The organism is Streptomyces sp. NPDC002076 (assembly GCF_053593835.1).
This window is the reverse complement of sequence record NZ_JBSFDI010000021.1, coordinates 88,303-111,518: the sequence shown is the minus strand read 5'-3', so window position 1 is coordinate 111,518 and position 23,216 is coordinate 88,303. Positions and strand designations below refer to the sequence as shown.

The following is a 23,216-nucleotide window of genomic DNA, read 5'->3' as shown; positions in this document are numbered from 1 at the left end:
ACTGTCCTCCCCGGTGCCGCCTCGTACGATGCCGGGCACGAGCCCGACCCGGTGCGCGAGGACAACCGCCTTGACCGGGTCGCCCTTCTGGAAGGGGGCGATGCCCTGCGGCCCACCGGCCGGGACCGGACAAGCGGGCCGGCCGCCGTTCACCGAGCGGGCGGTCGCATCGCCGCGTTCCCGGCCGACAGGGACCACCATCGCCCAGGCAGTGGCGCGCCGAGGGCCCTGCGGTGAGGTTGCCCGGGACGAGCGGTCAGCGCACACCGTCCCACAGCGCTCGCAGGTGCTCGCGAGGGGCGCGGGCGAGGGTGGGCGTGGCGCCGAAGCGGCGGACGGTGCGGTCGGGTACGTGGTAGGCGGGCCAGCCGGGGTCGCCGGTGGTGGCGAAGGCGACCCAGGCGGCGTGCATGCTGTCGGCGATGTGCTGCGGAGGCATGTCGCCGAGGAGTGCTGCGAAGCCGGGGTCGGCCAGGTTGTCGAAGACGAACGGGACGTCGGCCGCGTGGCAGGCACCGAGGTCTCCGCCGAGGGCCGGGGACGGCCAGGCGAACTCGTAGACGAACGCGCGGGCGCCCCGGCTTGCCCGGGCCTCGGCCAGACGCAGGGCGGGGAGCCGGTAGAACCAGTCCGTGGCGATCTCGGCGAACAGGTCGCCCGGACTCGCGTCGGGGAAGGCCGTGCGGTAGGCGAGCACCCCTTCTGGCGGCAGACCGTAGGCCGCTGCCGTGCTGTCCAGGAGGTCGTCGGACACCAGCCGGGCCAGCCCGGTAGGCACGGTGAACAGCCGGAACTCGTCCCGGGTGCAGCCCACCAGCACATCGACGTCCGCGGCCGTGCCGCCGGCGATCGCCTCGATGGGTGGGTGCGGCAGGGTGCTGCTGTCGACGACTGGTTCGAAGGGCATCAGATTGAGGGCCGCCTCGCCCCACAGTGCCGGGTCCGGGCGCGCCGAGATCTCCGCGCGCAGTCGCTGCTGCGCGGCCAGCAGCCCCTGCACCGGTACGGCGGCGAGGTCCCCACGGGTGGGCGGCACCCCTAGCAGGGCGGCCAGCCGTCTCCCGACCCGTGCTGCGGAACCGGGGGACAGCACGTGATGGGCCGCTCCGCTCTGCAGTACGGCGCGGTGGAAGAGGCCCCTGGCCGCGGGCATGGCGAGGAGCGCGCCGATGCTCATGGCCCCGGCCGACTGGCCGAAGACGGTGACGCGGTCGGGGTCGCCCCCGAAGGAGGCGATGTTGTCGCGCACCCATTCCAGGGCGGCGATCTGGTCCAGCAGACCGAGGTTGGCCGGGGCGGTGTCCTCGGGGCCGAGGTAGAGGAAACCGTGCGCGCCCAGGCGGTAGTTCAGCGTCACCAGCACCACGCCGTCGCGGGCGAACGCGGTGCCGTCGTAACCGGGGACGGAGCCCGAGCCGTTGCTGAACGCGCCTCCGTGGAGCCAGACCATGACGGGCAGCCGTCCCGCGGGGTCGGGGGTCCAGACGTTGAGGTTGAGGAAGTCCTCGCCCGGGATGTCCACCTCGGGGATGAGCCGGTTCATCGGTGGGAGGTACGGGGCCTTGGGCGCGGTGGGGCCGTGGGTGTCGGCGTCGCGTGTCCCGTCCCATGCGGCCGGCGGCCGGGGCGGAGCGAAGCGGAGCGGTCCGGTCGGGGCCGCGGCGTACGGGATGTTCTTGAAGCAGGCGGTGCCGTCCGGACCAGTGGTGCCGCGGACGGCACCGTGCCGGGTGCCGAGGACTGGTCTCACGGTCGCTCCTGGGCTCGAGGGGCGGACGGGGCGAATGCTCAGCGGTGGGCGCCGGCGATGCGCAGCGCGAACTGGGCGTACTGGTCGGCGACTTGTTCGCGGGTGCGGTCGAGGGCGGGTCCGAACCACTGGGCGACCTGTACTCCGAGGCCGCCGATCGCGGTCACCGCCAGTACCGGGTCGTCGATGCTGAACTCGCCTGATTCCATGCCGAGTTCGAGGACATCGGCGAGCATACGGCGGCACTGCTCGCGCAGTTCGAGCGAAGTCCCGGCAAGATCGGGGGCCAGGGCGTGCAGTTCACTGTTGGTGACGACCGCCAGCAGCGGATAGTCGGTGTGGAGCAGCACGTGGGCGCGGACCAGGGCGGCCAGCTGCCGGCCGGCACTGTCGTGCCGGGTGGCGGCTGCGGCCTCGGTGAGGCGGGCCAGCATCTCCTCGTGGCCGATGCGGACCAGCGCGGCGAGCACGTGCCCTTTGGAGGGGTAGTGCGCGTACAGAGTCGCGGAGTTGATGCCGACGATTCCCGCGATCTGCCGGATCGAGGCGCCGGCGAAGCCGGACTCGGCGAACAGTTCCAAGCCCGCCTGCAGGATCCGCCCGCGCGTACCGGGTGGCGTCACCCCCTCTGGCAGGACGGCGCCCATCGCCACGACCCGGCGGGGCTCCCAGGCGGGAAGTTCCACTGCTACTCCTGCGAACGCGAAGAAATTCCAACCAATCGATTGGTTGACACCCTAGCGCAGAAGCCGGATGGTAGCTCCCAACGAAGCTGAAACAACCAATCGATTGGTTGGCAATCTGACGAACTGTCCGCCCGTCAGCCGAGCGTGACACCCGAGGGACCCTCCGGTGACCGGCCCCCGCGCCGCATCCCGCAGCAACCGTCCGTCGGCTCGCCCGGCGGGACGCCGAAGGGTTCCGGGACCGGCCGCCGCCGTCCCCGTCGCCTCGGGGCCGCCCGCACCGGCGGCACCGTCCCCCACCCACACGGAGTGTGCACAATGAGGTTTCGCTCCCTGCGCAGAGCCGTCCGCGCCGTGGCTGTGCTCGGCACCGCAGCCGCCCTGGCCACCCTCGGCCTGTCCGCGCCCGCCGAGGCAGCCGCCCCACCGCTGCCGGACCTGGACATCACCGGCACCTACGTCACCGGCGTCTCCTCCGGCGGCTTCATGGCCACCCAGCTCCAGGTCGCCTACTCCGGCACCTTCGACGGCGCCGGAATCGTCGCCGCCGGTCCGTACGACTGCGGCCAGGGCAAGGTCGTCGACCTCGTCACCTGTGATCTCGGCCTCGGCGTCGGCCAACTGGAGCAGCAGGCCACCGACTGGGCGGCCGAGGGGCGCATCGACCCGGTCTCCAACCTGGCGGGCAAGCCGGTCTACACCTACCACGGCTACCTCGACCCGGTCGTCAACCCGCTCGTCTCCCGGGCCGGCGTCGACTTCTACGAGCACTTCGGCGCCCACGTCACGTACCACAACTGGGATCCGGCCGGGCACTCCTGGCCCACACCCGACGGCGTCGTCCCCTGCGCACTCACCCTGCCCCCGTTCCTGAACAACTGCCATGACGACCCGCAGCGCGAGATGCTCACCACCTGGCTGGGCACGGTCAATCCGCGGAACACCGGCACTCCGCAGGGCTCGCTCACCCATTTCGACCAGAACGCCTACGTCCCCGGTGGCTCCGCCCGCGCCGTGTCCATGGACGACACCGGCCAGCTCTACGTCCCGCCCAACTGCGCCCAGGGCGCGCCCTGCAAGCTGGTGGTCGCCCTGCACGGCTGCCTGTCCGCCCAGCAACTCCTCGGCACCGCCTTCGCCGAGAGGGGCAACCTCGACACCTACGCCGACACCAACGACCTCGTCGTCCTCTACCCGCAGGCGGTTTCCGGCGTCTGGCCCCTCAACCCGCAAGGCTGCTGGGACTGGTTCGGCTACACCGGCTCCGACTTCGCGGTCAGGAGCGCCTCCCAGATGACCGCCATCGTCGGCATGGTCCACGCCCTCGGCGGCTGATCGGCGCGCATGGTCGCCGATCCCTTCGGTTCCACGGTCCGTACGAGTGGGCGTGCTTCCGGCCTGCTGGCTTGTTGCCAAGATCCGGACCTACGCGGACGAGTTGCTCCGACACCGGACTTGCACGGCCCATTCGTACGGTCAAAGTCGTGCGGGCATGTGTACCACCAGCAGACGAAGAAACCGCTGGGTGCTTCCACTCAAGTGGCTCAGCATGGCCGCTTGAACGTCCCACGATCAAGCGCGTGCTGACATTCCGAGGATCACAGCGAGGCCATGACCCTCGTAGCAGGTTTTCCCGGCGACCCGCCTGGCACCCGAGGAGCTGGAACGAGTCTTCGTACGGCTGATTCATCGCGCACCTGTCCGGCGAAGAACCCCCCGGTTGCCTGGTTGCGCAAGCTGGAAGCTATCCTCGTCCGTGAACTGGCTCCAGGCGCCTGCCGGATGAGCGCCGCACCGAGCCGAGCGGGTTGCCGCGAAGGAATCCCGCCCTCTTGTCCGGTGCCGGGGGACAGGAACGCAGGAACACTCAGGCCACGAACAGGGGGGCGGCACGGGATGCGGGAAGGAACCCGGGCGGTGCTCGCGGCGGCCACCACAGTGGTCGTCGCCGCGGTCCTGGGCCCGATATGGGGCGGCCACACGGGCAGTGCGACGGACGACCGGCCGGACGGCCGGGGTCGGGCGATCGCCTCGCCGTCGTCGCCGCTCTACACCTCCGAGCAGCCGCCGGCGGTCCAGAAGTCCGTACCCGATCCGCACCTGCGCGCCCCGGTGGTGAGCATGGACATCGCCCATGCCTCGGACCAGGGTGCGCACGCCGTCAACATCACCGTCGACGACGGCCCTGATGCGGTATGGACGCCGCGTGTGCTGAAGGTGCTCCGCGACAACGGCGTCAAGGCGGTCTTCTGCATGATCGGGCCGAACGCGGCCAGGTATCCCGACGTGGTGCGGCAGGTCGTCGCCGACGGGCACCGGCTGTGCGACCACAGCGTCCACCACGACACGGCGATGGACCGCAGGCCGGCCTCCTACCAGTACGGCGAAGTCGTCGACGCGGAACGGATGATCGAGCGCGCATCCGGCGGGGTGAAGCCGTTGTACTACCGCGCGCCCGGTGGCGCCTTCACCCCGTACAGCCGCCAGATCGCCGCGTCGCTGGGGATGCGCCCGCTCGGCTGGAACGTCGATACCGAGGACTATCGGCGGCCCGGGGTACAAACGATCCTCAGCACGGTTCAACGGGAACTGCGCAACGGCCCGACGATCCTCTTCCACGACGGCGGCGGGGACCGGTCGCAGACGGTGGCCGCGCTCGCCGCGCTCCTGCCCCGGCTGAAGGAGCAGGGCTACACATTCGGCTTCCCGGTGCGGTGAGGCGGCCGGACGACGTCGGAGTACAGCGGGGACCCCTCCTCCGAGGTCCCGGGCCTCTTCCGCTGCCCGGCGGCCGCGCCGCCCCGCACCCTCGTCGACGCCCTGGCGGCGACCGCCGCCCGGCATCCGGACGTACCCGCCCTGGACCATCGCCAGCGCCTTCGCCCTCGTCAGAGCGTTGCATCACCACTGCCTTCGCCCTCCTCAGTGGGCCGCGGGGCGTCTGAAGGCATGTTCGCGGCGGCATGCAGAGCAGCGACGGCTGCGGCCACTTGCGCTTGCACCGCATCGGCCAGGGCAACTCCCTGGACGGTGGTGACCAGTTGCTCGGCGAGCCTGTGGAGCTTGATGTTCGTGTTCTGGGAGACGGTGACCAGCACGTTCCAGGCGTCCTCGGAGCTGAGGCGGAACGAGGCCATCAGGACCCCGAGCGCCTGGTCGATGACGGCGCGTGTCTGCATGGCGCGGCGCAGCTGAACAACCTCGGTGCGCAGCTCCTCCTCCTGGCTCAGGGCATCCTCCTGGGTCTCGGCAGCCGGCAGGGCAGTCCCTGACGGCGGGTACGGGACACGACGAAACACGAACAGGGAACCGGTCCCTGTCACGCTCAGCAGACGCTGGACCTGCCGACTGGCGGCCTGGACGGTCAGGGTCTTCCCGGCGCGGAGGGCATCACGCCGAGCGGCCAGCAGGACATTGAGTCCGGAACAGTCACAGAACGTTGTCCCGGTCAAGTCGAGGTCAACGCCCTGGGGGCCCCGCCCGACGGCTTCCCGCAGGGCTGACCGAAGTGCCCCTTCCGTACAGATGTCCAGCTCGCCGCAGATCGTCACCAGCACACGCCCACCGCACGGGGAGACATTGATCACCAGATCCTGCAGTGGCGCTTCCGCAGCGGCAGAGGCGTCGGTCATTGCTGCGTGCACGGTCATGCCCTCCTCCCTGGCGCACTGCGGTGGAAGCCTCGGTTCGGACATGGCCACCTCTCCCGTCCGTGTCCCCCCGACCTCGCTTCCAAGACTCCGCTCACCGGACCTCACCCGTCAAGGAATACCGGAAATCTATTTCACCCTTTGGAGTACGCGAATAGGACGTCTACCCTGGGATGCATGGGAGAAGCACCGGAACCGCACACCGGGTGGACGTTCCTCACCAACCACGCCCGGGTGCTCGCCACGATCGCCGACGATCACACAACCCGCATGCGCGACATCGCCGCACGCTGCCGGCTCACCGAACGCGCGGTCCAGAAGATCATTTCCGATCTGGAAGCCGACGGGTATCTCACCCACACCCGTGAAGGCCGGGCCAACGCCTACCGCATCCAGCCCGGAACCATCCTGCGCCACCCCGCCGAAGCCGATCTCACCGTCGCAGACCTCCTCTCCCTCCTCTCCCGGCACGACAGCGCCCGCACAGACAACGCCAGACACACTCGATAACGGCCACTCTCACCCAGGACCAGGCGGCGCCCCACAGCTACGCCTTCGCCGGACCGGCCAGCGCGGCCCAGAGCATCGCCATCGCCATCGCCATCGGCGGCCCGCTGGCCGGGGCCCTGGCCGACCACCACGGGCACCGGTCCATCGCAGTGGCTGCCCCGATCGCCGGTTTCCCTTCGTGGGCCGCCCTGGCGACTGCGAGCCACGGCAGCCGGAAGAGCATGTTTGCGCCGGCTGCTCTCGTGGGCCTGCCCCAGCCCCACGCCCCCGACCGCTCCCCCGTCTCACGACCGTTGCACAACACCGCGAGAACTCCCGGCGCCGGCAGCGCATGCCTCAGCATCCAGCCGAGCCGTACTCAAGTACGGCCCCCCAGAAGATCCACGTGCCCCTCCCCCGGGGGCGGGCACAGCCGGCTTCGCCTGCGGCACTCGAGCACCACCACTCAACTCGTCCAGCGGCACCATTCTTTGGTCATTGTTGACAGGACGAGCCTATCCGCCCAACACCTGCGAGAGTAACGTCGCCCCGTCCGCAACCCCTGTGCCACCACCCCCCACCTGGGGGCGGACACGCAAGTTCCCTTTCGATCTCAAGAAAGGACTCTGATGGCACGCACCATCAGACGGTGGCTGCTCGCGGGGGTGGGCACACTCAGCCTCGCAGCGGCGGGCGCCGTGCCCGCGACGAGCGCTGCCCACCAGGCAACCTATCCGCAAGTACGGCCAACTGTCGCCGACTACACTCAGTTGACGACCAGCCAGACACCCCCAACACAAGCCCAGTGCGCGTCAGTGGGACGCCGCTGCTTCACCCCTAAGGCCATCCAGGCGGCCTACAACGTAGGCCCGCTGCACTCAGCCGGAGACGACGGCCGCGGTCAGACGATTGCGATCGTCGACTCCTACGGCAGCGACACCATGGCCCACGACCTGCACGTATTCGACCAGGCATTCAACCTCGCATCCATGTGCGGGGAAGAGAACGTCAGCTGCGCGCCCGGCATGCCGACCTTCAGCGAGCTTCATCTGCAGGGCTCGCCCGCCACCAAGGCGCCGCCGTCCACGAGCACATCCCCTGGGCAGGAGGACAAGAGCGCGTGGGCACTGGAGGTGGCTCTCGACGTCGAGACCGCCCACGCCATGGCACCAGGCGCCAACATCCTGCTGGTCACCACCCCCACCGCCGAGACCCTCGGGGTGCAGGGTCTCCCCCAGATGATGGCCGCCGAGCAGTACGTCGTCGAGCACCGCCTCGCGACCGTCATCTCCCAGTCGTTTGCCTCCGCGGAGGGCGCCTTCGGCAGCGCCCGGTCGCTGGAGAACCTGCGCTACGCCTACAAGTCGGCGGCACAGAACGGCGTCACCGTACTCGGCTCGTCGGGTGACGATGGAAGCGCCGGTTCGGCCAAGACGCCTGTGGGCAAAGGCGGGACCACGCTCACCGGTCCCGCCGTCGAGTGGCCCGCGTCCGACCCGCTGGTCACCGGCGTCGGCGGCACGGACCTGTGCACCGACCCGGGTACCACCCACGGCAGGGTCGTGGACAGCGCCTCCCCGCCGGGGGCCTGTCAGAAGGCCTCCGGCCAGGCGGAGATCGGCTGGATCGGCTCCGGCGGCGGCTACAGCAGCCTCTTCGCCAAGCCGGACTACCAGTCGGGCGCGATGCCGGCCGGCAGCACCTCCATCAATGCCATGCGCGGCGTGCCGGACGTCTCCTTGCAGGCGAGCCCGTCCACGGGAGCGCTGGTGTACCTGTCCCTCCCGCCCGACGGCCAGAGCGGGCTGAAGTGCGGCAGCACACCGTGCAGCACGGGCTGGTACGACATCGGCGGCACGTCGTTGGCCTGTCCCCAGTGGGCGGGCCTGGTCTCCCTCGCCGACCAGATCAACGGCGGTGGACTCGGACTCATCAACCCCACTCTGTACAAGCTCGCGTCGGACCCGGCCACATACGCGGCGGACTTCAACGACATCACCGTGGGCAACAACACCACCGAAGCCTCGGTCCCGGGCTACTCGGCCACCACAGGATGGGACCCCGTCACCGGACTGGGCACGCCGAACGCGGCGAAGCTCCTGCCCGACCTTGTCAGTGCCATGCACAGCGGCTGACCCACGGAGCAGCAACCGGGCATCCCGACGCCGGGATGCCCGGCAGTCGTTGCCACTGCGCCCGCCGAAATCGTCATCCAGACAGTTCACCGTCCTGTGCACGCCTGCGGCATCGTGATCGCTTGTGTTGTTGCGTCTCGCCCACCGGCCCGTCAAAACGCCTTCGCCGCGTTGCGCCTGCTGCCGATGAGCGACCGCGCGCACCCCAGGGTGGGACAGGGGCGGGACGGCGACGCACGCTGCCCCCGCTGGCGATAACGGAGACCGGTCTTGCGTTCCGGCAGGACGCCCGGCGCCGCGGCGCCACCCCGGGCTCGACCACCCGCGGACCGTCAACCTGCGCGAAGACGTCGTGTGCCGGGCGCCGGATTCGTGTATACCCGCGCCGTCGCCCCGGACCGGCTCACCGCCACCATCACAGCACTCAGCCTCGCAAAGCATCACGCCGAGCACCGCACGGAACCAGAGCCTGCGCCTGCCGAAACTCGTCCGCGCTGGTGGGAGGCAGTGTGCCTCGGCCACCGGGCGCCGACCGCGTCGCCCCTCAGGCGATCAGGGAATGCGAGCGGCGTCTTGCCCGCTACCAGGCGACCCTCGCCGCCGGAGCCGACCAGCCATCGTCACCCGGTGAATTCAGCCGGCCGAGACGCGGCCGACGGTCGTCGAGTCGGCGATCATCTCGGCACCCAGCCGGGCGCCGAGGCCCGAACACACGCTTCTGATCGGCAGCAACTGGGCTACAAGCACTGCGAGCCGACCCGCAGAAGTTCACTGAAGGTCGCCCGTCCAAGACAGCGTCACTGACACTGACCGCGGCCGACGCGGTGGTCGTACTCGCCGAGCAGTGACGCGGGGAGAGGCCCTTCGGCTGATTCTCCCCTTCGGCCGATGCAACTCGTTCCCCCTGTTTCCCCCAAGTTTGCATCCGTGCCCTGGACACTTGTCTACCCGTCAGTAAGGTTGCCCCGGCGGACGCGCCCGGCCCTCGGGCGTGACACTCAATTGCCGCCATGGACAGGGGGATTCATGAGCGGAATGAGCCGTCGCCGGTTCGTGTCGGGAGCATCCGCGGCAGCCGCAGGAGCCGCCCTGTGGCCGCTGCTGACGCCGGGCAGCGCACGTGCTCAGGACCGGGCCCTGGCCGCCACGGCCGCACGTGCGGTGCGAATCGAGGGGACCACGCTGGAACAGGTGGCCACGCCGTCCGGCGACGGGGCGTACAAGCGGCTGACGGCGGGGCCCGGCTGGCCGCTCATGGTGCGCGCCGAACTGGCCGGTGCCGCGTCCGGGCGGGACGACCGGCGGACCGGGCTCGCCTCCTTCGTGCAGTTCACCGACCTGCATCTGACGGACACCGAGTCGCCGGTCCGCTTCGAGTACCTGGCGCGATTCAACGACAGCGCGCACCGCCCGCAGGAGACGCTGACCGTGCGCGGTGCCTCGTCACTCGTCGAACGGGTGAACGCCGTGCGCCAAGGCCCGTACACCGGCCTGCCGTTCAGTCTTGTCATGGCCACCGGCGACAACACCGACAACCACGAACGGATCGAGCTCGACTGGTACCTGACGGTCATGAGCGGCGGCCGGATCACCCCGAACAGCGGCAACCTCTCCCGCTACGAAGGCGTGCAGAACTCCGGCAGCGCCCAGTACTGGAACCCCGAGTCGTCCCTCCAGGACGCCTACAAGGCCAAGGGCCTGCCGCAGATCCCCGGTTTCCTGAGCGGCGCCATCCGCCCCTTCGACGCCCCCGGCCTGAGCCTGCCGTGGTACACGACGGTCGGCAACCACGACGACAGCATCGAGGGCAGCCTGCCCGACCTCGGTCTGCTGAACGACCTCTACACCGGCTCCCGCAAGCTGGAGGGCTGCGACGACGCCACCGCGGCCCAGCTGGCGGACGCCGTACTGCACGACCCGGCGGAGGCCGTGCTGCTGCTGAGCAAGCTGCTGACCAGCGGCGGCTCGATCCGCACGGTCACCCCGGACGAGCGGCGCCACCCGTTCACGCCGACCGAGTTCGCCAAGGCGCACCTGAACCCGGCGTACACCGGAGCCGGCCCCGTCGGCCACGGGTTCACCAACGACTCGGTCAGCAGCGGACACCTCTACTACACCTTCGACCTCGCCGACGGCGTCCTCGGCATCAGCCTCGACACCACCAACCGGGCGGGATTCGCGGACGGTTCGCTCGGCACCGCGCAGCTGAACTGGCTGGAGTCGGTGCTCAAGGCGCACAGCGGGCATTGGTACGACACCAACGGCAACGTGGTCCGGGGCGGATCCGGCAGCCGGCTCGTCGTCGTCTTCAGCCACCACACCAGCGGCACGATGGGGAACCTGTTGCCCGACCCGTACCACCCCTTCGAAGCCCGCCACAGCGGCGCCGAACTGGTCGCCCTCCTCCAGCGCTTCCCGAACGTGGTGGCCTGGGTCAACGGGCACACCCACACCAACCAGATCATCCCGCACGGCCACACCGTCCCCGAGCGCGCCTTCTGGGAGATCAACACCGCCTCCCACGTCGACTACCCGCATCACGCCAGGATCATCGAGATCGCCGACAACCAGGACGGCACGCTGTCGCTGTTCACCACGCTCATCGAGTCCGCCGCCCCCTACCGGACCGACTTCACCGACACCTCCGATCCCGGCCTCGCCGCGCTGTACCGGGAACTCGCCTACAACGACCCCTACGCCACCCCCGCCACCCGCATCGGCACCGCGGCAGACCACAACACCGAACTGCTCCTGACCAAGCCCGCGACGTAGGCGTAACAGCAGGACGGTCGCCGTGCCCCGCCGCACGATCCAGCGCGCGGCGGGGCACGGCGAGGCAACTGTGGGGTCAGCTCAGGCGTGCGGCCGAGGCGGAGGGCACGCGCCCGCCGAGCGGGCGCGCCGCAGCCCTGGCGGCCTCTCAACACCCGCCTACTGCCAGCCAGTTCCGGCCCGACCTCAGTGATCGTTCCCGGGCTCGGTGGGGAGACAGACGCCTTCCCCTGGGGTGGCGGATCGTCCTGCGGGGTGTCGGCCGCACGCACGATGACGTACACGACCAGGGCGAAGACCAGCACGAGCCCTTGTAGAGCGGGGAGATCGAGACGGGCGTGGGCCGGCGCCGGGCACCGGCGATCGCCTGAGTCGCCCAACCGGAGCGAAGCCGCTGCCGTCACGACGCTCGAAGCGTGCCCTGGCCGCCAGCAGACCTGCGGCGTAGAGGATCAGGACAGCGGTGAGCAGCAGGTAGTACACGGGCGACAGGGAGGTCAGGCCGAGCATCGGGCCCGGCGGCGAGGTGGGAAGCGCCAGGCCGATGACGGCCAGTGCCAGCGCGGCCCAGGCGACCGGGCCCGGTCGGCGGAATTCGGCGGTACGGCGGCCGGCGCGCAGCAGCACCATCACCAGGGCCTGGGTGATCAGGTTCTCCGTGAACCACCCGGAGTGGAACACCGCCTCGTCCTCTCCTGTCCCCTGCCCGTGCATCGCGAGGGCGAGGACACCGAAGGTGGCCAGGTCGGCGACGGCGTTGAGCACGCCGAAGCCGAAGATGAAGCGCAGCAGGTCCCGTGGGTCCAGCATCGTCGGCTGACGCAGGGCGGCGGGGGCGGGCCGGTCGTGGGCGAACGTGAGTTGGGCGGCGTCGAAGCACAGGTTCTGCAGCAGGACCTGGGCCGGGAGCATCGGCAGGAAGGGCAGCAGCAGACCGGCGGAGAGCATCGCGAGGACGTTGCCCAGGTTGGACGACAGCGTGATGCGCAGGTAGGTGACGATGTTGCCGCCCGCGTGTCGGCCCGCGGCGACGGCGTGCCCGATCGCGGTGAGGTCCTTCTCGGCCAGCACCACGTCCGCGCCTTCACGGGCCACGTCGGCAGCATTGCGTGGGGCGATTCCGACGTCGGCGGCGCGCAGCGCGGGCAGGTCGTTGACCCCGTCGCCGAGGAAGCCGACGGTGTGTCCGGCGGTGCGAAGCGCCTCGGTGATGCGGGCCTTGTGCTCCGGGGTGCAGCGCGCGAAAACGGTCGTACGGGCAGCGACCTCGGTGAGTTCGGCGTCCGTGAGGAGGTCGACGGCGTCGGCGGTGAGCACGGCGTCATCGGTCACCACAATGCCCAGGTCGAGGCAGGCGCGGGCCGCCGTCCCCGGATGGTCGCCGGTGAGGACCTTGACGGTGACGCCCTGGTCGGTGAGGACCTTCAGAGCGCCGGCGGCGGTGGGCGCGAGCGCGTCCCGCAGGGTGAGCAGGCCCCGGAAGGTCAGGCCGCGTGCATGGGTCAGCGTGTAGTCGCGTCGACGGGAGGATCGCTCCGCGGTGGCGACCGCCAGGACGCGCACCCCGCCGTCGGCCTGCCGGGTGGCGAGGGCGCGCAGCTGATCACGTGCGTCGTCCGCGAGGGCACAGCGGTCCAGTACGGCCTCGACGTCTCCCTTGACGACCAGGGTGTGCATCCCGAGCCGGCCGGGGGTGCGCACGACTGCCACGGCGAGCCGGTGGTCCGGGGCGAAGGGCACGGCCGCGACCCCGTCGTACGCCGTGAGCGTGTCCTCGTCGACCGCGTCCAGGATCGCCTCGTCGAGGGCGTCGGGTTCGGGAAAGTCGGCGAGTTGGAGGGTCCACCACGCGTTGACGGCGGCCCAGTGCAGGACCTCGGGGTCGTCCCGGCCGTCCAGGCCAACAGCGCGGTCGGCGACGGGCCGGTCCTGGGTGAGGGTGCCGGTCTTGTCCAGGCACAGCACGTCGACGGCACCGACATCGTGCAGGGCCGGCAGGCGCTTGACGATCACCCCGTGCGTGCGAGCCAGCAGCGAGGCGCCGCGTGCCAGACAGAGGGTGACGAGGACCGGCAGCATCTCCGGGGTCAGCCCGACCGCGACGGCCACGGCGAACGGCAGTGTCTCCAGACCGCGGTCGCGCAGCGCCGCGTTCGCCATCAGCACCAGCGGCGGGGTGAGCAACATGAAGCGGATCAGGATCCAGGAGATGCCATGGACTGAACGGTCGAAGGCGCTCGCCTCCGCTCGGCCGACCCTGCGCTCGTGCGCCGCCGCGAACCGGGTGTGCGCGCCGGTCGCGGTGATGACCGCGGTGGCACTGCCGGAGGCCACACTGCTGCCCTGGAAACAGAGCTGCGCCTGCTCGAACAGTCCGCCGCGGGCCGAGCGAGGCAGATCGTCGGCAGACTTGGCGACCGGCACGGATTCACCGGTCAGCGCGGCCTGGTGCACGGTCAGGCCACTCGCCCGCAACAGGCGTACGTCCGCCGGCACCAGGTCGCCCGGCACCAGCCGGATCACATCTCCTGGCACCAGCTCGGCCACGGGTACCTCACGGGTCGCCGGGGCTGACTCCTCGTCGGCCCGCCGAAGCACGGTGGCGGTCGTGGCGACCAGCTCGCGCAGCGCGGCCGCGGACCCGTCGGCCCGGTGCTCCCCGGAGGCCCGCAGGACGCAGCTCACCAAAACGAGCAGAAGGATCACCGAGGCGGTGCTCCAGGCGAGGACGGCCGCCGAAACCACTCCGAGGCAGGCCAGCACCGCAGTGAACGGGTCCCGCAGGCTTCTCAGGAACAGCCGCGGCCAGGAGGCCGCTCGCCAGGCCGGGCCGGTGCTCTCCCCCAACCGGGCCAGCCGCTCCTCGGCCTGCGCTTCGGTCAGACCGCGTGGCCCGCTGTCCAGCCGGCGCAACGTCTCCAGCACGGTCGGCGCAGACAGTCCCGGCGAGACCCCTTCCTCGGGTGCGCTTACGGCCGACGGGCCAGGCGGCTCGGCATCCTGCCCCGGGGCCGCGGTGGTCTCAGCCACCGATCCCGCGCAGCTCGCGCACCGGCGCGAGGGCGTGTTGCGAACGTGCCGTCAACTGTCCGACCATCACCCGCACCACGGTGACGACGTCCGGGTCATCGACGTAGTAGACCTGCCGCCGCCCCTCGCGGCGGGAGTTCACAAGCCCGGCGAGCTTCAGCTTGGCCAGATGCTGGCTGACGGCGGGCAGTGCTCCGCCGACCCGGTCGGCGAGATGCGTGACGTCACTCTCACCCTGTGACAGCGCCCACATCAGATGCAGCCGGGCTGCGGAGGCGAGCAGCCCGAACGCGGCGGCCGCCTGGGCGAGAACCTCGGCGGACGGATCCTCGAAACCACCGACGTCCCCCGTCACAGTCCTCTCCCGTCCCGCCCACTGCACAGCCGACACCCATGTGCCCACCCAGTGTAGGCGGCCGAATTCCCCGCGTCCCCGCACCGGGGAGGCAGGGTGGTCAGTCCTCGTAGTAGTTGTTGACCACCACGTCCGGCTCGTCGTCGAACGCCTCGTTCAGCAGCGCGCCGCCGATGAGACCCGCCGCACCGGCACCGATGAGCGCGCCCGCGCCGAAGCGCCGACCCCCACCCTGCTGCTGGTCATGGCGGTCGTGATGGTCCGGACACGGCTGTCCGAAACTCCCGGTGGACTGGGTCACGGTGCGTGCCGCGCGCATCGGGGCGGTGACCGTGACCTGGGGCCCGAGAGCGCGCCGCTCTTCACGCTTCGGCTGAGTGTGGCCGCGTATCCGGTGCAGTGAACCCGAACGACATGCGGCCGGTGCGCCCCCGGGAGCGGGGTTCGCACCGGCCGTCGTCGTACGGCGTGGCGTACCGGTCGGATCAGTCCTTACGGCCCCTGAGGCGCCGTAGGTCGAAGGACCAGATGCCGCGTCCGTGGGTGGCGGCGTACAGCTTGCCGTCAGGGCCGAGGCGCAGCTGCATCACGGCCGTGGTGGGCAGGATGTGCCCCAGGACCAGCCAGTTCTTGGCGCCGGCGGGGCGGTAGAAGGTGGCCAGGTCGGTGCCGAGGGCGAGGCCGCCGTTCGGGAGGAGCTTGACCGTGTCGGCGGGGACGTCGGGCAGGTTGGCGGAGATGTCCGTCCAGCTCGCGCCGCCGTCCTTGGACTCGAAGACGTGGCCCACGCCCGCGCCCGGGCCCTCGGTGAAGCGGCGGGAGAAGCCGTTGATCGCCGCATAGACGTGCTGGGCGTTGGCCGGGTCGATCTCGAAGCCGGAGACGTAGCGGTTCGGGACGGTGCCGTCGACCGGGAGGTTCAGCTGGTGCCAGCCGGTGCCGTCGGCGTTGCCGACCGCGATGCCGCGGGTGAAGCCCTGGTTGTTGCAGGGGCCGCACCAGCCGACGTACACGGTGCCACCCGAAGACGCGACGGCAGTGGCCACGTGGCCCTCGCCGAGGTCGTAGGCGTTCGTCCATTCCTTGCCGGAGCGGATGGCGAAGCCCTTGGTGTTCACCCACACGTGCCGGCCGCCCGCGATCCAGGTGCCCGTGTCCTTGGCGTCGGCGGTGATCGGGGCGATGAAGCGGGCGCCCGCGCCGCCCTGGTCCTTGTCTGGCGGGGCGACCTCGTACTCGGTGGCCTTGGACGGGTCGGTCGACCAGGAACCGTCGTTCACGCCGCAGTTCTGGGTGACCCACATATCGAGGTAGACGTACTCGGCGGCGATGTTGCAGCCGTTGGCGGGATCGGCGATGGTGTCACCGCCGTCGCCGCCGAAGTTGGAGCCCATGATCTTGTCGTGGCCGCGCAAGATCGACTGGCCGTTGTCCTGCAGACCGCCGGTGACGGAGACGCCACCCCGGTCGAGGTCCTTGCCGACCCCCACCGAGTAGTACTGGAGGGTGTCGAGGGTGCCGTCGCTCAGGGACTGCCAGTCCTTGGCGTGGCCGCCGGAGTCGACGGCGCCGTTGAGCGGGCGGCGGTAGATGCCGCCGTCGTTGCCGACGTAGGCCCAGGTCTTGCCCTTGTAGCTGCCGATCGCGACCGCGTGCTGGTCGGAGTGGGTGGTGGGCGAGCAGTCGCCGGTCTGCTTGGCCGGGTCGATGCTCCAGCAGGGGAAGGGGAAGTTCCAGTAGGGGCCGGGCACGGTCCAGCTCTGGCCGCCGTTCTTGGTCTCGAAGACCTCTTCCAGGCCGAGGTAGACGTGGTCGGCGTTGGCCGGGTCGACCTGGAGGAACTGGTTGTACCAGGACTGGATGCCGGGCATGTAGCCCGCGCTCTGCAGGGCGGAGCCGGACGCCTTCAGCTTCGTGTAGTCCGCGATCTGCGTCCACGGCCCGAACGGCGAGCCGTCCTTCGACACGTACACGCCCTTGAGCCCGCTGTCCGGGTTGGCGGCCATCTGCGCCGGCGACTGGTCGATGGCGTACAGGCGCGAGCCGTCGGCCGCGGCGGCGAATGTCATGTTGCCGACGTCGGCGCTGCTGGTGGGCAGGTCACCGAGGCCGCTGACCGGCTTCCAGCTGCCGTCGTCCTGCTTGGCGTACAGCCCGTTGTAGGTGTCATCGCCGCGCCAGCCGACCGCGAGGAGCACCTTGGAGGGGTCCTTCGGATCGACCGCAATGTCATTGGCGATGTTCTTGTACGGCGCGCTCGGGTCGTCCGCCTTGGAACCGCCCGGCAGATAGTCGGGGTTGGGGGCGAACTCGCGCTTCCAGGGCCCGGACAGGGTGGTCGTGGAGTGCGACCAGACGCCGGTGCTGGTGGCCGCCCACACCTTGGTGCCAGCGAAGCGCAGCGCGTGGATGACGGTGGACTCCAGTTCGGCGCCGCCGACGCGGTCGCCGGGCTGGAACTGGCCGTGGCGCGGGTCCTTGAGGACGTACACGCCCGTCCCCACGAAGGACGTCGCCCCGGTGTTGGACTCGCCCGTGGCGTACCAGAGCCGCTTCTGCCCATCCAGCGCGAGGGTGCCCGTCGACAGGGACGGCAGCCTGTCGGAGATCGGCTTCCAGTGCCCGCCACCGGTGGTGGACCGGAAGACACCACCGTTGGCGCCGCCCGCGTACACATAGCCCTGGTCGTCGGCCGCGATGCCGGTGATCCGGCCCGTGACGTCGCCCGCGCCACCGCTGGAGTTGGAGTTCACATCGCGGTAGCGGGGGTCGTCGGAGTTGTACGCCCTCTTGGTGACGTGGTCCCAGCTGCCGCTCGTGTGCTTCATCGACTGCAGCTGCTGCCAGGCCGCCCCGTAGGCGCCGGGTGCGACCACGCCGGGCGCGGTGCGGGCCTCGGTGAACTGGGCGGTCGCCTCGGCGGAGTTCTCCGCCTCGTCGGCCCCGTCGTCATCGCCGCCTTCCGCGGCGAACGCGGACATGCCGTGGCCCGCGTGTACCGCCTTGATGTGCTGCCGGCCCATGGCGGCCTGGTGGCGCGCCTGCCAGGGCCGGGGTCTTGCGTTGTTCGGCGCCGCGAACGACTGGGCGCCTACCAGTCCGAACGCGGCCGCTACGACGGTGCAGGTTATGAACCGTCGCTGGTGCTTCGGGGGCAACATGCCCGCTCCTCCCTGCGCCGGGCATATGGGGGTGTCCCGGGCGCAGAGGGGATCTTGGCGTGGCCACAACAGTCACACAAAGGGCTCACAGGAAAAATGGTGGGTTGTTTACCTTGCGTCTCAGATGGACCCGAAGTCGCGCCCGTCACAGCGTGCTTCGGGCGTGTCCGGCGCCGGCGACCTCACCGGCGACCGCTACGGGGACCTCCTCGCCCGAGACAAGACCGGCGCCCTCTGGCTCTACCCCGGCACCGGCACCACCGCCGTACTCGGCACCCGCATCAAGATCGGCACCGGCTGGGGCATCTACAACACCTTGCTCTGACAGCCCGGCCAGCACGACCGAGTCCAGCGCCGTCCCGGTTGCCGGTGCCGCCATGGCCACACCGGCGCTGCCCGGGTCACCAACCGGGTCTGCGCTCCCAATGTGCGGCTGACGAATGCCTATGACAGTGGGCCTTGAGCTTTCTGTGGTAGGCATTCGTAGGGGTCTGGCTGGCAAGGGCGCCGTAGGGGCGATGGTGGTTGTAGTAGTCCTCCCACTCCTGCGGCTTGCTGTCAAAGAGGTTGACGCCGTCGATGACCTGGCCCGCCAGCAGGCGGTCTCCATCGCGCAAACGCTCACTACCCGGCTTCACCCCGATGCAGGTATCGGCCCGACGGCCGCTGCACTGTCCGACTCGGCATCTGCGGTACGCAAACGCCTGGCACGGAGCGAAGCACTGCTCCAACGCGCCCTGCTGCGTTCCCCGAGCGCCGTCCACGACCAGTGACACGCACAACGCACCCCCGACTTTGCCGAGGGGAGTGCCTGATCAACGGCCCTGTCTCCTGGACAGCGGGCCGGAGAGGGAAACATCGCGTTCCGGCGGGCTACTTCGGGGTGACGTCGGTGCAGTAGACGTCCTTGTCCCGGAGGTGGCCGGTGGACAGGAAGCCGACGGTGGCCTCGTCGATGCAGGCGGAGCCTTCGTCGTAGACGTAGTGCCCGCCGTTGTCGGCGCCGACGAAGGCGCAGCCGTCGCCGAGGGCCTTGTACAGCCCGAGGCCGCCTTCCCACGGGGTGGGGTTGCCCCGCGGCTCTGCAGGATCAGGGTGTTGCGCGGGCATGCCCGCGGCGAGCGGCCACTTGCGGTCGACGGCGGCGCGGGGGGCGTAGCCGTCGATGTCGTGCGGCCATTCGGCGTCGCCACAGGCGAGAGCCATGAACATGGTGGCCTGGTTGTCCGCGGGGATGCCCGGGGACGTCGGTGTGTCGACGAACACCCCCTTGAGAACAGCGCAAGCCGCCCGCCGCCGATGTGACTCGGGCCGCGATACCGGGATGGGGTCGGGGGCCACGTCGTACGTCGTTGCGCACCGTCGGCGGCGAGCTGCGGCATGTGGTGCTTCCGTGGGTGGTCACCGGCGGGTTCGGTGGTCGGCCGACCAGCCGTCCCTCACCGCCGTTCGCCGAGAAAATCCAGGATGTGACCGAAGACGTCCAGGGCGGCGCCCCGGCCGAGGAATGTGTCCAGGTGGCCGTAGCCGGGGATCTCGGTGTAGGACACGTCCAACTGGGGCTGGCGGTCGGCGAGTACGTCGTGGCAGAGCCGCTGGGAGTCCAGCCACAGCCCGTTGTCGCTGCCGGCGAGCAGCAGCACGGGGGTGTCGATACGGCCGGCCGCGTCCAGCGCGTTGGGCGGCAGGTCACGGTAGCGGTGGTCGGTTTCGTGCCAGCGGACCACGCTGCGGGCCAGCTCGATGCGGCGCAGGTGGGGCAGGATCCACAGCGGCGCGGGGCCGAGGAGGTCGGCGAGGCGGTCGTGGGTGGCCTCGGACAGATTCTCGTGCACGAAGAGCGAGGCGCCCGTGCCCCAGGCGGAATTGTGCAGGATCTGGCAGGTCGGGTCCGGGCAACTCGCCCTCCGTGACGCCAGTGCGAACAACGGGGTGTACTTCGACCACAGGCCCACCTTGCGGAAGTCGACCGGGATGTGGTCGATCCGCGTCTTCAGCAGCTCCCCCGCCAGCGACATCCGCAGCGATGTCCGGCCGGCGAGCTTCGGCGTCAGGAACACACCTTGGGACACCACACCGGCGAGGCCCGGCACCAGTCCCGCCGCCATGCTCAGGGACAGCGCGAGCGAGCCGATGCAGTGGGCGACCACGAACAGCGGGCGGTCGCCTGTACGCTCGCGGACGTGTTTGACGGCCGCGGGGATGTCGTACAGGGCCACGTCGTCGTACGTGTACCTCTGGCCGGTCTCGTTGTACGGCAGCCGGCAGCTGCCCCGCCAGTCCAGCAGCCAGGGCTCGTAGCCGTCGTCGAGGAGGACATCGACCAGATTGCGGGTCTCCGGCAGCAGGAACATGTCGGCGGACGCGGTGTGTCCGTGCAGGAGCAGCACGGCGGGGCGGTCCGCGGCGCCGCTGTGGATGCGGGTCAGGCCGAGGCGGACGCCGTCGTCCGCCTGGAAGGGGATCTCCTCGACGCGGGCCGGGTCGAGGCGGTGGTGGAGCGGGCGCAGGGCCGCGGTGGTCCTGACCCGGCGCAGGGCCGGCCGGCCGGCGCGGGAGGTGGTCGTCCTGAGGATCATCGGTGGTGCTCCGTGAGGGTCGGGGTGCGGCGCAGGTCGAGCAGGTCCGCGGCGGCGCGGGCGAAGGGGCCGAGCAGGCCGCGGCCCATCTCCAGGCCGAACCAGGTGAGCCAGGTCAGCTTGGCGGCCCGCTTCTCCTGGCTGGTCAGACGCGGGTCGACCTTGATGCTGTCGATCTGGTCGCGGACGTAGGATTCCGCGGGCACGACGACCTCGCCCGCCAGGCTCGCCGGTTCGCCCTCGCGGCCGATCCGCACGGTCAGCGCGCGGGTCTGCCGCCACAGGTCGCGGCGGGCCCGGGCGTACTTGTGGCCCTCCAGCCACCAGTGGCCGCCGTCGGCGTCGCGCAACCGCAGCCGGTAGCGCAGGAGTTGGTGCCTGAGTCCGTGCTGCTGCGGGATCCCCTCCTCGGGGCGGATCCAGACGTCGCCGCGCTCGACGGTCAGCGGCTCGGGATGTACGGCGGTGCAGACGACCTCGCCGGTCACGTCCACCCGGCGCTCCTTCACCAGCTGGTACATGCTCGCGATGGAGAGGGTGAGCGCCATGGAGCAGGGGCTGTCGGCGGGGGCGCCGACCGGTCCCACGCTGCCCTCCGTCGTCTCCGGGAACCACAGGTAGGGCTGGTCGTCCTTGTGCGGCAGCCGGGCGAGGCCGTCCCTGGCGAGCCGCTCGAAGGTCCTCAGCTGGGCCTGCGCGTCGTAGCGGACCGCGGGCGGCAGCCCTAGCGCCGCGACCAGCGCGGCGGTGCGTGCGCCTTCGGCCGCCGGGCCCTTCAGGGTCGCCTCACACAGCTTGAGGGCGGTGGGGCTCTGCAACACCCTGGAGAGGAAGGCGAGTTCGGGGACCGGTTCGGCCTCCAGGCGGGCCAGGGCGTCGGTGCGCCACTCGTCCCAGTCCTGGACGCGCACGTGCATGCCGCCGAGCGCCATGTCACGGACGACGTCGTCGAGGGTGTTGGGCACACCGGTGAGGTTGTAGTCGTAGCCCCAAGCGTCGGGCTCGCAGATCGCGGCGGCGGCGACCCGGCTCACCCAGTCCACCGGGGCCGCGTTCAGGCAGCGGAAGGCGGGTACGGTGCGGAAGCGGCCGAAGGCCGAGATCAGGCCGCTGCTGAGGTCCTGCGGGTTGTAGGCGCCGGTCTTCGTGTGGCCGCCGATGCCGCCGGGGCGCAGCGCGGTGACGACCAGGCCGTGGTCGCGGGCACGGCGCAGGGCGACCTCCGCCGCCCACTTCGACTGGTCGTAGCCCGAGACGAGCCGGTCGACGTGGGCGAGTGGGTCGTCCTCGCCCATGGAGGTGATGCCGACCTCGTTGAAGACGGCGATCGAAGAGATGTGGTGCAACGGCTTGGGCCGTCCGGTGGCCGCGAGTTCGGCGAGAGTGAGCGCGCCGAGGACGTTGCTCGCCCGCAGCGACTGGTATCCACGCAGGAAGTCCACGGCCGCGGCCACGCCCACGACGCTGTCCAGTTCGTGGGCGAGCGTGTGCCACAGTTCGTCGGACAGGCCGAGCCGCGGCCGCCGGATGTCGCCGGGCAGCACGGTCACCCGGCGCCGCACCTCCGAGGACCAGGGCAGCCGGTAACTCCTCAGCGCCTCGCCGAGCCGGGTTACGGCCGCCTCCTCGTCGGCCGCGCGCACCAGGCAATAGACGTGCGCGTCACTGTGGCGCAGCAGGTCGAGCAGCATGTGACTGCCGAGGAAGCCGGTGGCGCCGGTCAGCAGGATCCGGCGGGGCGGCAGCGGCTCGGGCACGTCGGCGAAGGGCAGGCGGTCGGCGAGGCTCAGATCGGCGAGGATCTGCTCCAGGTCCTCGCGGCGGGCCATGGCATACCGGTCGTCGCCACTGCCGACACGGGGGCGAAGTGCCGGTGAGGTGCCCGGCGTCGGGATCGGAAGGGTGTGCGGGGCGAGGGCCGGAAGAGCGCCCGCTGGGGAGAGCGGCAGTGTGCCAGGGGCCGGAGCCGCAACAGCACCCGCGCCGGAGGCCGGCCGCACACCGGAGGCCGGAACCGGCAGAGTGCCCTGGGCGGTGGGCGCCGGGGTGCCTGCGTGCACGGTCGCCGGGGTGCCTGCGTGCACGGTCGCCGGGGTGCCTGCGTGCACGGTCGCCGGGGTGCCTGCGTGCACGGTCGGCGGGGTGCCTGCCTGCACGGTCGGCGGGGTGCCTGCCTGCACGGTCGGCGGGGTGGCCTCGCTCGACGCTTCGGCCCCGGTCGTCTGCAGCCAGCGCCGGGCGAGACTGATCGGACGGGCGTCGGCGAACACCTCGTCCAGGTCGAACTCGATGCCCAGCTCGCCCTCCAGCTCCGCGACGAGTTCCACGGCGTGCACGGACGTTCCCCCCGCGTCGAAGAAGTCGGCGTCGGGCGACAGGTGTCCCGCGGGCAGATGGCGGCCCGCCGCGGCGGCGATGGCGGCGGCCACGCCGTCCACGTCCCGGGGCGGGGCGGGGGCGGCACCGGAGTCCGTACCGGTGGCGGCCTGCATCACCCTGGCCAGCAGGTCGTCCACGCCGAGCCCGCCGCCACCGCGCTCGATCGCCTCGGCGGTCGCCCGCTGCCCGGAGTCCTTGGTCACGTCACGCATGAGAGCCCTTCATCGATG

Annotated in this window: 16 protein-coding genes; 6 read left to right on the top strand and 10 right to left on the bottom strand. The window is 70.8% G+C overall.

Annotation, left to right across the window (positions count from 1 at the left end):
* Window positions 1-256: 256 nt before the first annotated feature.
* A complete protein-coding gene (locus tag ACWCQS_RS34885; protein WP_451008167.1) occupies window positions 257-1,750 on the bottom strand; it encodes a carboxylesterase/lipase family protein in 1,494 nt (497 codons plus the stop codon).
* 38 nt (window positions 1,751-1,788) lie between these two features.
* Window positions 1,789-2,436 carry a TetR/AcrR family transcriptional regulator gene (locus ACWCQS_RS34880; protein ID WP_451008166.1) on the bottom strand — a complete coding sequence of 216 codons (648 nt, stop codon included), beginning with the start codon at window positions 2,434-2,436 and terminating at the stop codon, window positions 1,789-1,791.
* A 318-nt stretch (window positions 2,437-2,754) separates the two neighbouring features.
* On the opposite strand from ACWCQS_RS34880, the gene ACWCQS_RS34875 reads away from it, so the two are divergent.
* A complete protein-coding gene (locus ACWCQS_RS34875; protein WP_451008165.1) occupies window positions 2,755-3,771 on the top strand; it encodes an extracellular catalytic domain type 2 short-chain-length polyhydroxyalkanoate depolymerase in 1,017 nt (338 codons plus the stop codon).
* Window positions 3,772-4,332: 561 nt separating this feature from the next.
* A complete protein-coding gene (locus ACWCQS_RS34870; protein WP_451008164.1) occupies window positions 4,333-5,154 on the top strand; it encodes a polysaccharide deacetylase family protein in 822 nt (273 codons plus the stop codon).
* Window positions 5,155-5,324: 170 nt separating this feature from the next.
* Here the strand turns inward: ACWCQS_RS34870 and ACWCQS_RS34865 are convergent, their stop codons facing one another.
* Window positions 5,325-6,086: an ANTAR domain-containing protein gene (locus tag ACWCQS_RS34865; RefSeq protein WP_451008163.1), complete on the bottom strand. Its 762-nt coding sequence runs from the start codon at window positions 6,084-6,086 to the stop codon at window positions 5,325-5,327.
* A gap of 177 nt (window positions 6,087-6,263) precedes the next feature.
* Here ACWCQS_RS34865 and ACWCQS_RS34860 point away from each other — a divergent pair, with 177 nt between their 5' ends.
* From ACWCQS_RS34860 to ACWCQS_RS34850, 3 genes are all read left to right on the top strand, one after another.
* Window positions 6,264-6,596, top strand: coding sequence for a helix-turn-helix transcriptional regulator (locus ACWCQS_RS34860; RefSeq protein ID WP_451008162.1), 333 nt, complete (start codon window positions 6,264-6,266; stop codon window positions 6,594-6,596).
* A 794-nt stretch (window positions 6,597-7,390) separates the two neighbouring features.
* Window positions 7,391-8,710: a S53 family peptidase gene (locus tag ACWCQS_RS34855; RefSeq protein WP_451008161.1), complete on the top strand. Its 1,320-nt coding sequence runs from the start codon at window positions 7,391-7,393 to the stop codon at window positions 8,708-8,710.
* A gap of 1,026 nt (window positions 8,711-9,736) precedes the next feature.
* A complete protein-coding gene (locus tag ACWCQS_RS34850) occupies window positions 9,737-11,482 on the top strand; it encodes a TIGR03767 family metallophosphoesterase (protein WP_451008160.1) in 1,746 nt (581 codons plus the stop codon).
* Between the two features lie 186 nt (window positions 11,483-11,668).
* Here the strand turns inward: ACWCQS_RS34850 and mgtA are convergent, their stop codons facing one another.
* From mgtA to ACWCQS_RS34830, 4 genes are all read right to left on the bottom strand, one after another.
* Entirely contained in the window at window positions 11,669-14,512 is a 2,844-nt protein-coding gene (gene mgtA / locus ACWCQS_RS34845) for a magnesium-translocating P-type ATPase (protein WP_451008159.1), read from the bottom strand.
* Window positions 14,505-14,867, bottom strand: coding sequence for an ArsR/SmtB family transcription factor (locus ACWCQS_RS34840; RefSeq protein WP_451008158.1), 363 nt, complete (start codon window positions 14,865-14,867; stop codon window positions 14,505-14,507). The genes mgtA and ACWCQS_RS34840 overlap by 8 nt, the downstream gene beginning before the upstream one ends.
* Before the next feature lie 100 nt (window positions 14,868-14,967).
* Window positions 14,968-15,186: a hypothetical protein gene (locus tag ACWCQS_RS34835; RefSeq protein WP_451008157.1), complete on the bottom strand. Its 219-nt coding sequence runs from the start codon at window positions 15,184-15,186 to the stop codon at window positions 14,968-14,970.
* A 166-nt stretch (window positions 15,187-15,352) separates the two neighbouring features.
* Window positions 15,353-18,028: a WD40/YVTN/BNR-like repeat-containing protein gene (locus ACWCQS_RS34830; protein ID WP_451008156.1), complete on the bottom strand. Its 2,676-nt coding sequence runs from the start codon at window positions 18,026-18,028 to the stop codon at window positions 15,353-15,355.
* A gap of 124 nt (window positions 18,029-18,152) precedes the next feature.
* Between ACWCQS_RS34830 and ACWCQS_RS34825 the strand changes: the two genes are divergently transcribed.
* Window positions 18,153-18,353, top strand: a complete 201-nt coding sequence (locus ACWCQS_RS34825; RefSeq protein WP_451008155.1) for a hypothetical protein — start codon at window positions 18,153-18,155, stop codon at window positions 18,351-18,353.
* A 548-nt stretch (window positions 18,354-18,901) separates the two neighbouring features.
* Here ACWCQS_RS34825 and ACWCQS_RS34820 read toward each other — a convergent pair.
* The 3 genes from ACWCQS_RS34820 to ACWCQS_RS34810 all read right to left on the bottom strand — a co-directional run bounded on the left by ACWCQS_RS34820 (window position 18,902) and on the right by ACWCQS_RS34810 (window position 23,198).
* Entirely contained in the window at window positions 18,902-19,294 is a 393-nt protein-coding gene (locus tag ACWCQS_RS34820) for an alpha/beta hydrolase (protein ID WP_451008154.1), read from the bottom strand.
* Between the two features lie 173 nt (window positions 19,295-19,467).
* Window positions 19,468-20,607 (bottom strand): alpha/beta hydrolase, encoded by a 1,140-nt coding sequence (locus tag ACWCQS_RS34815; RefSeq protein WP_451008153.1) that lies wholly within the window; start codon window positions 20,605-20,607, stop codon window positions 19,468-19,470.
* On the bottom strand, window positions 20,604-23,198 hold the full coding sequence (locus ACWCQS_RS34810) for a thioester reductase domain-containing protein (protein ID WP_451008152.1): 2,595 nt from the start codon (window positions 23,196-23,198) through the stop codon (window positions 20,604-20,606). Before ACWCQS_RS34810 ends, ACWCQS_RS34815 begins: the two co-directional genes overlap by 4 nt.
* Window positions 23,199-23,216: the final 18 nt, after the last annotated feature.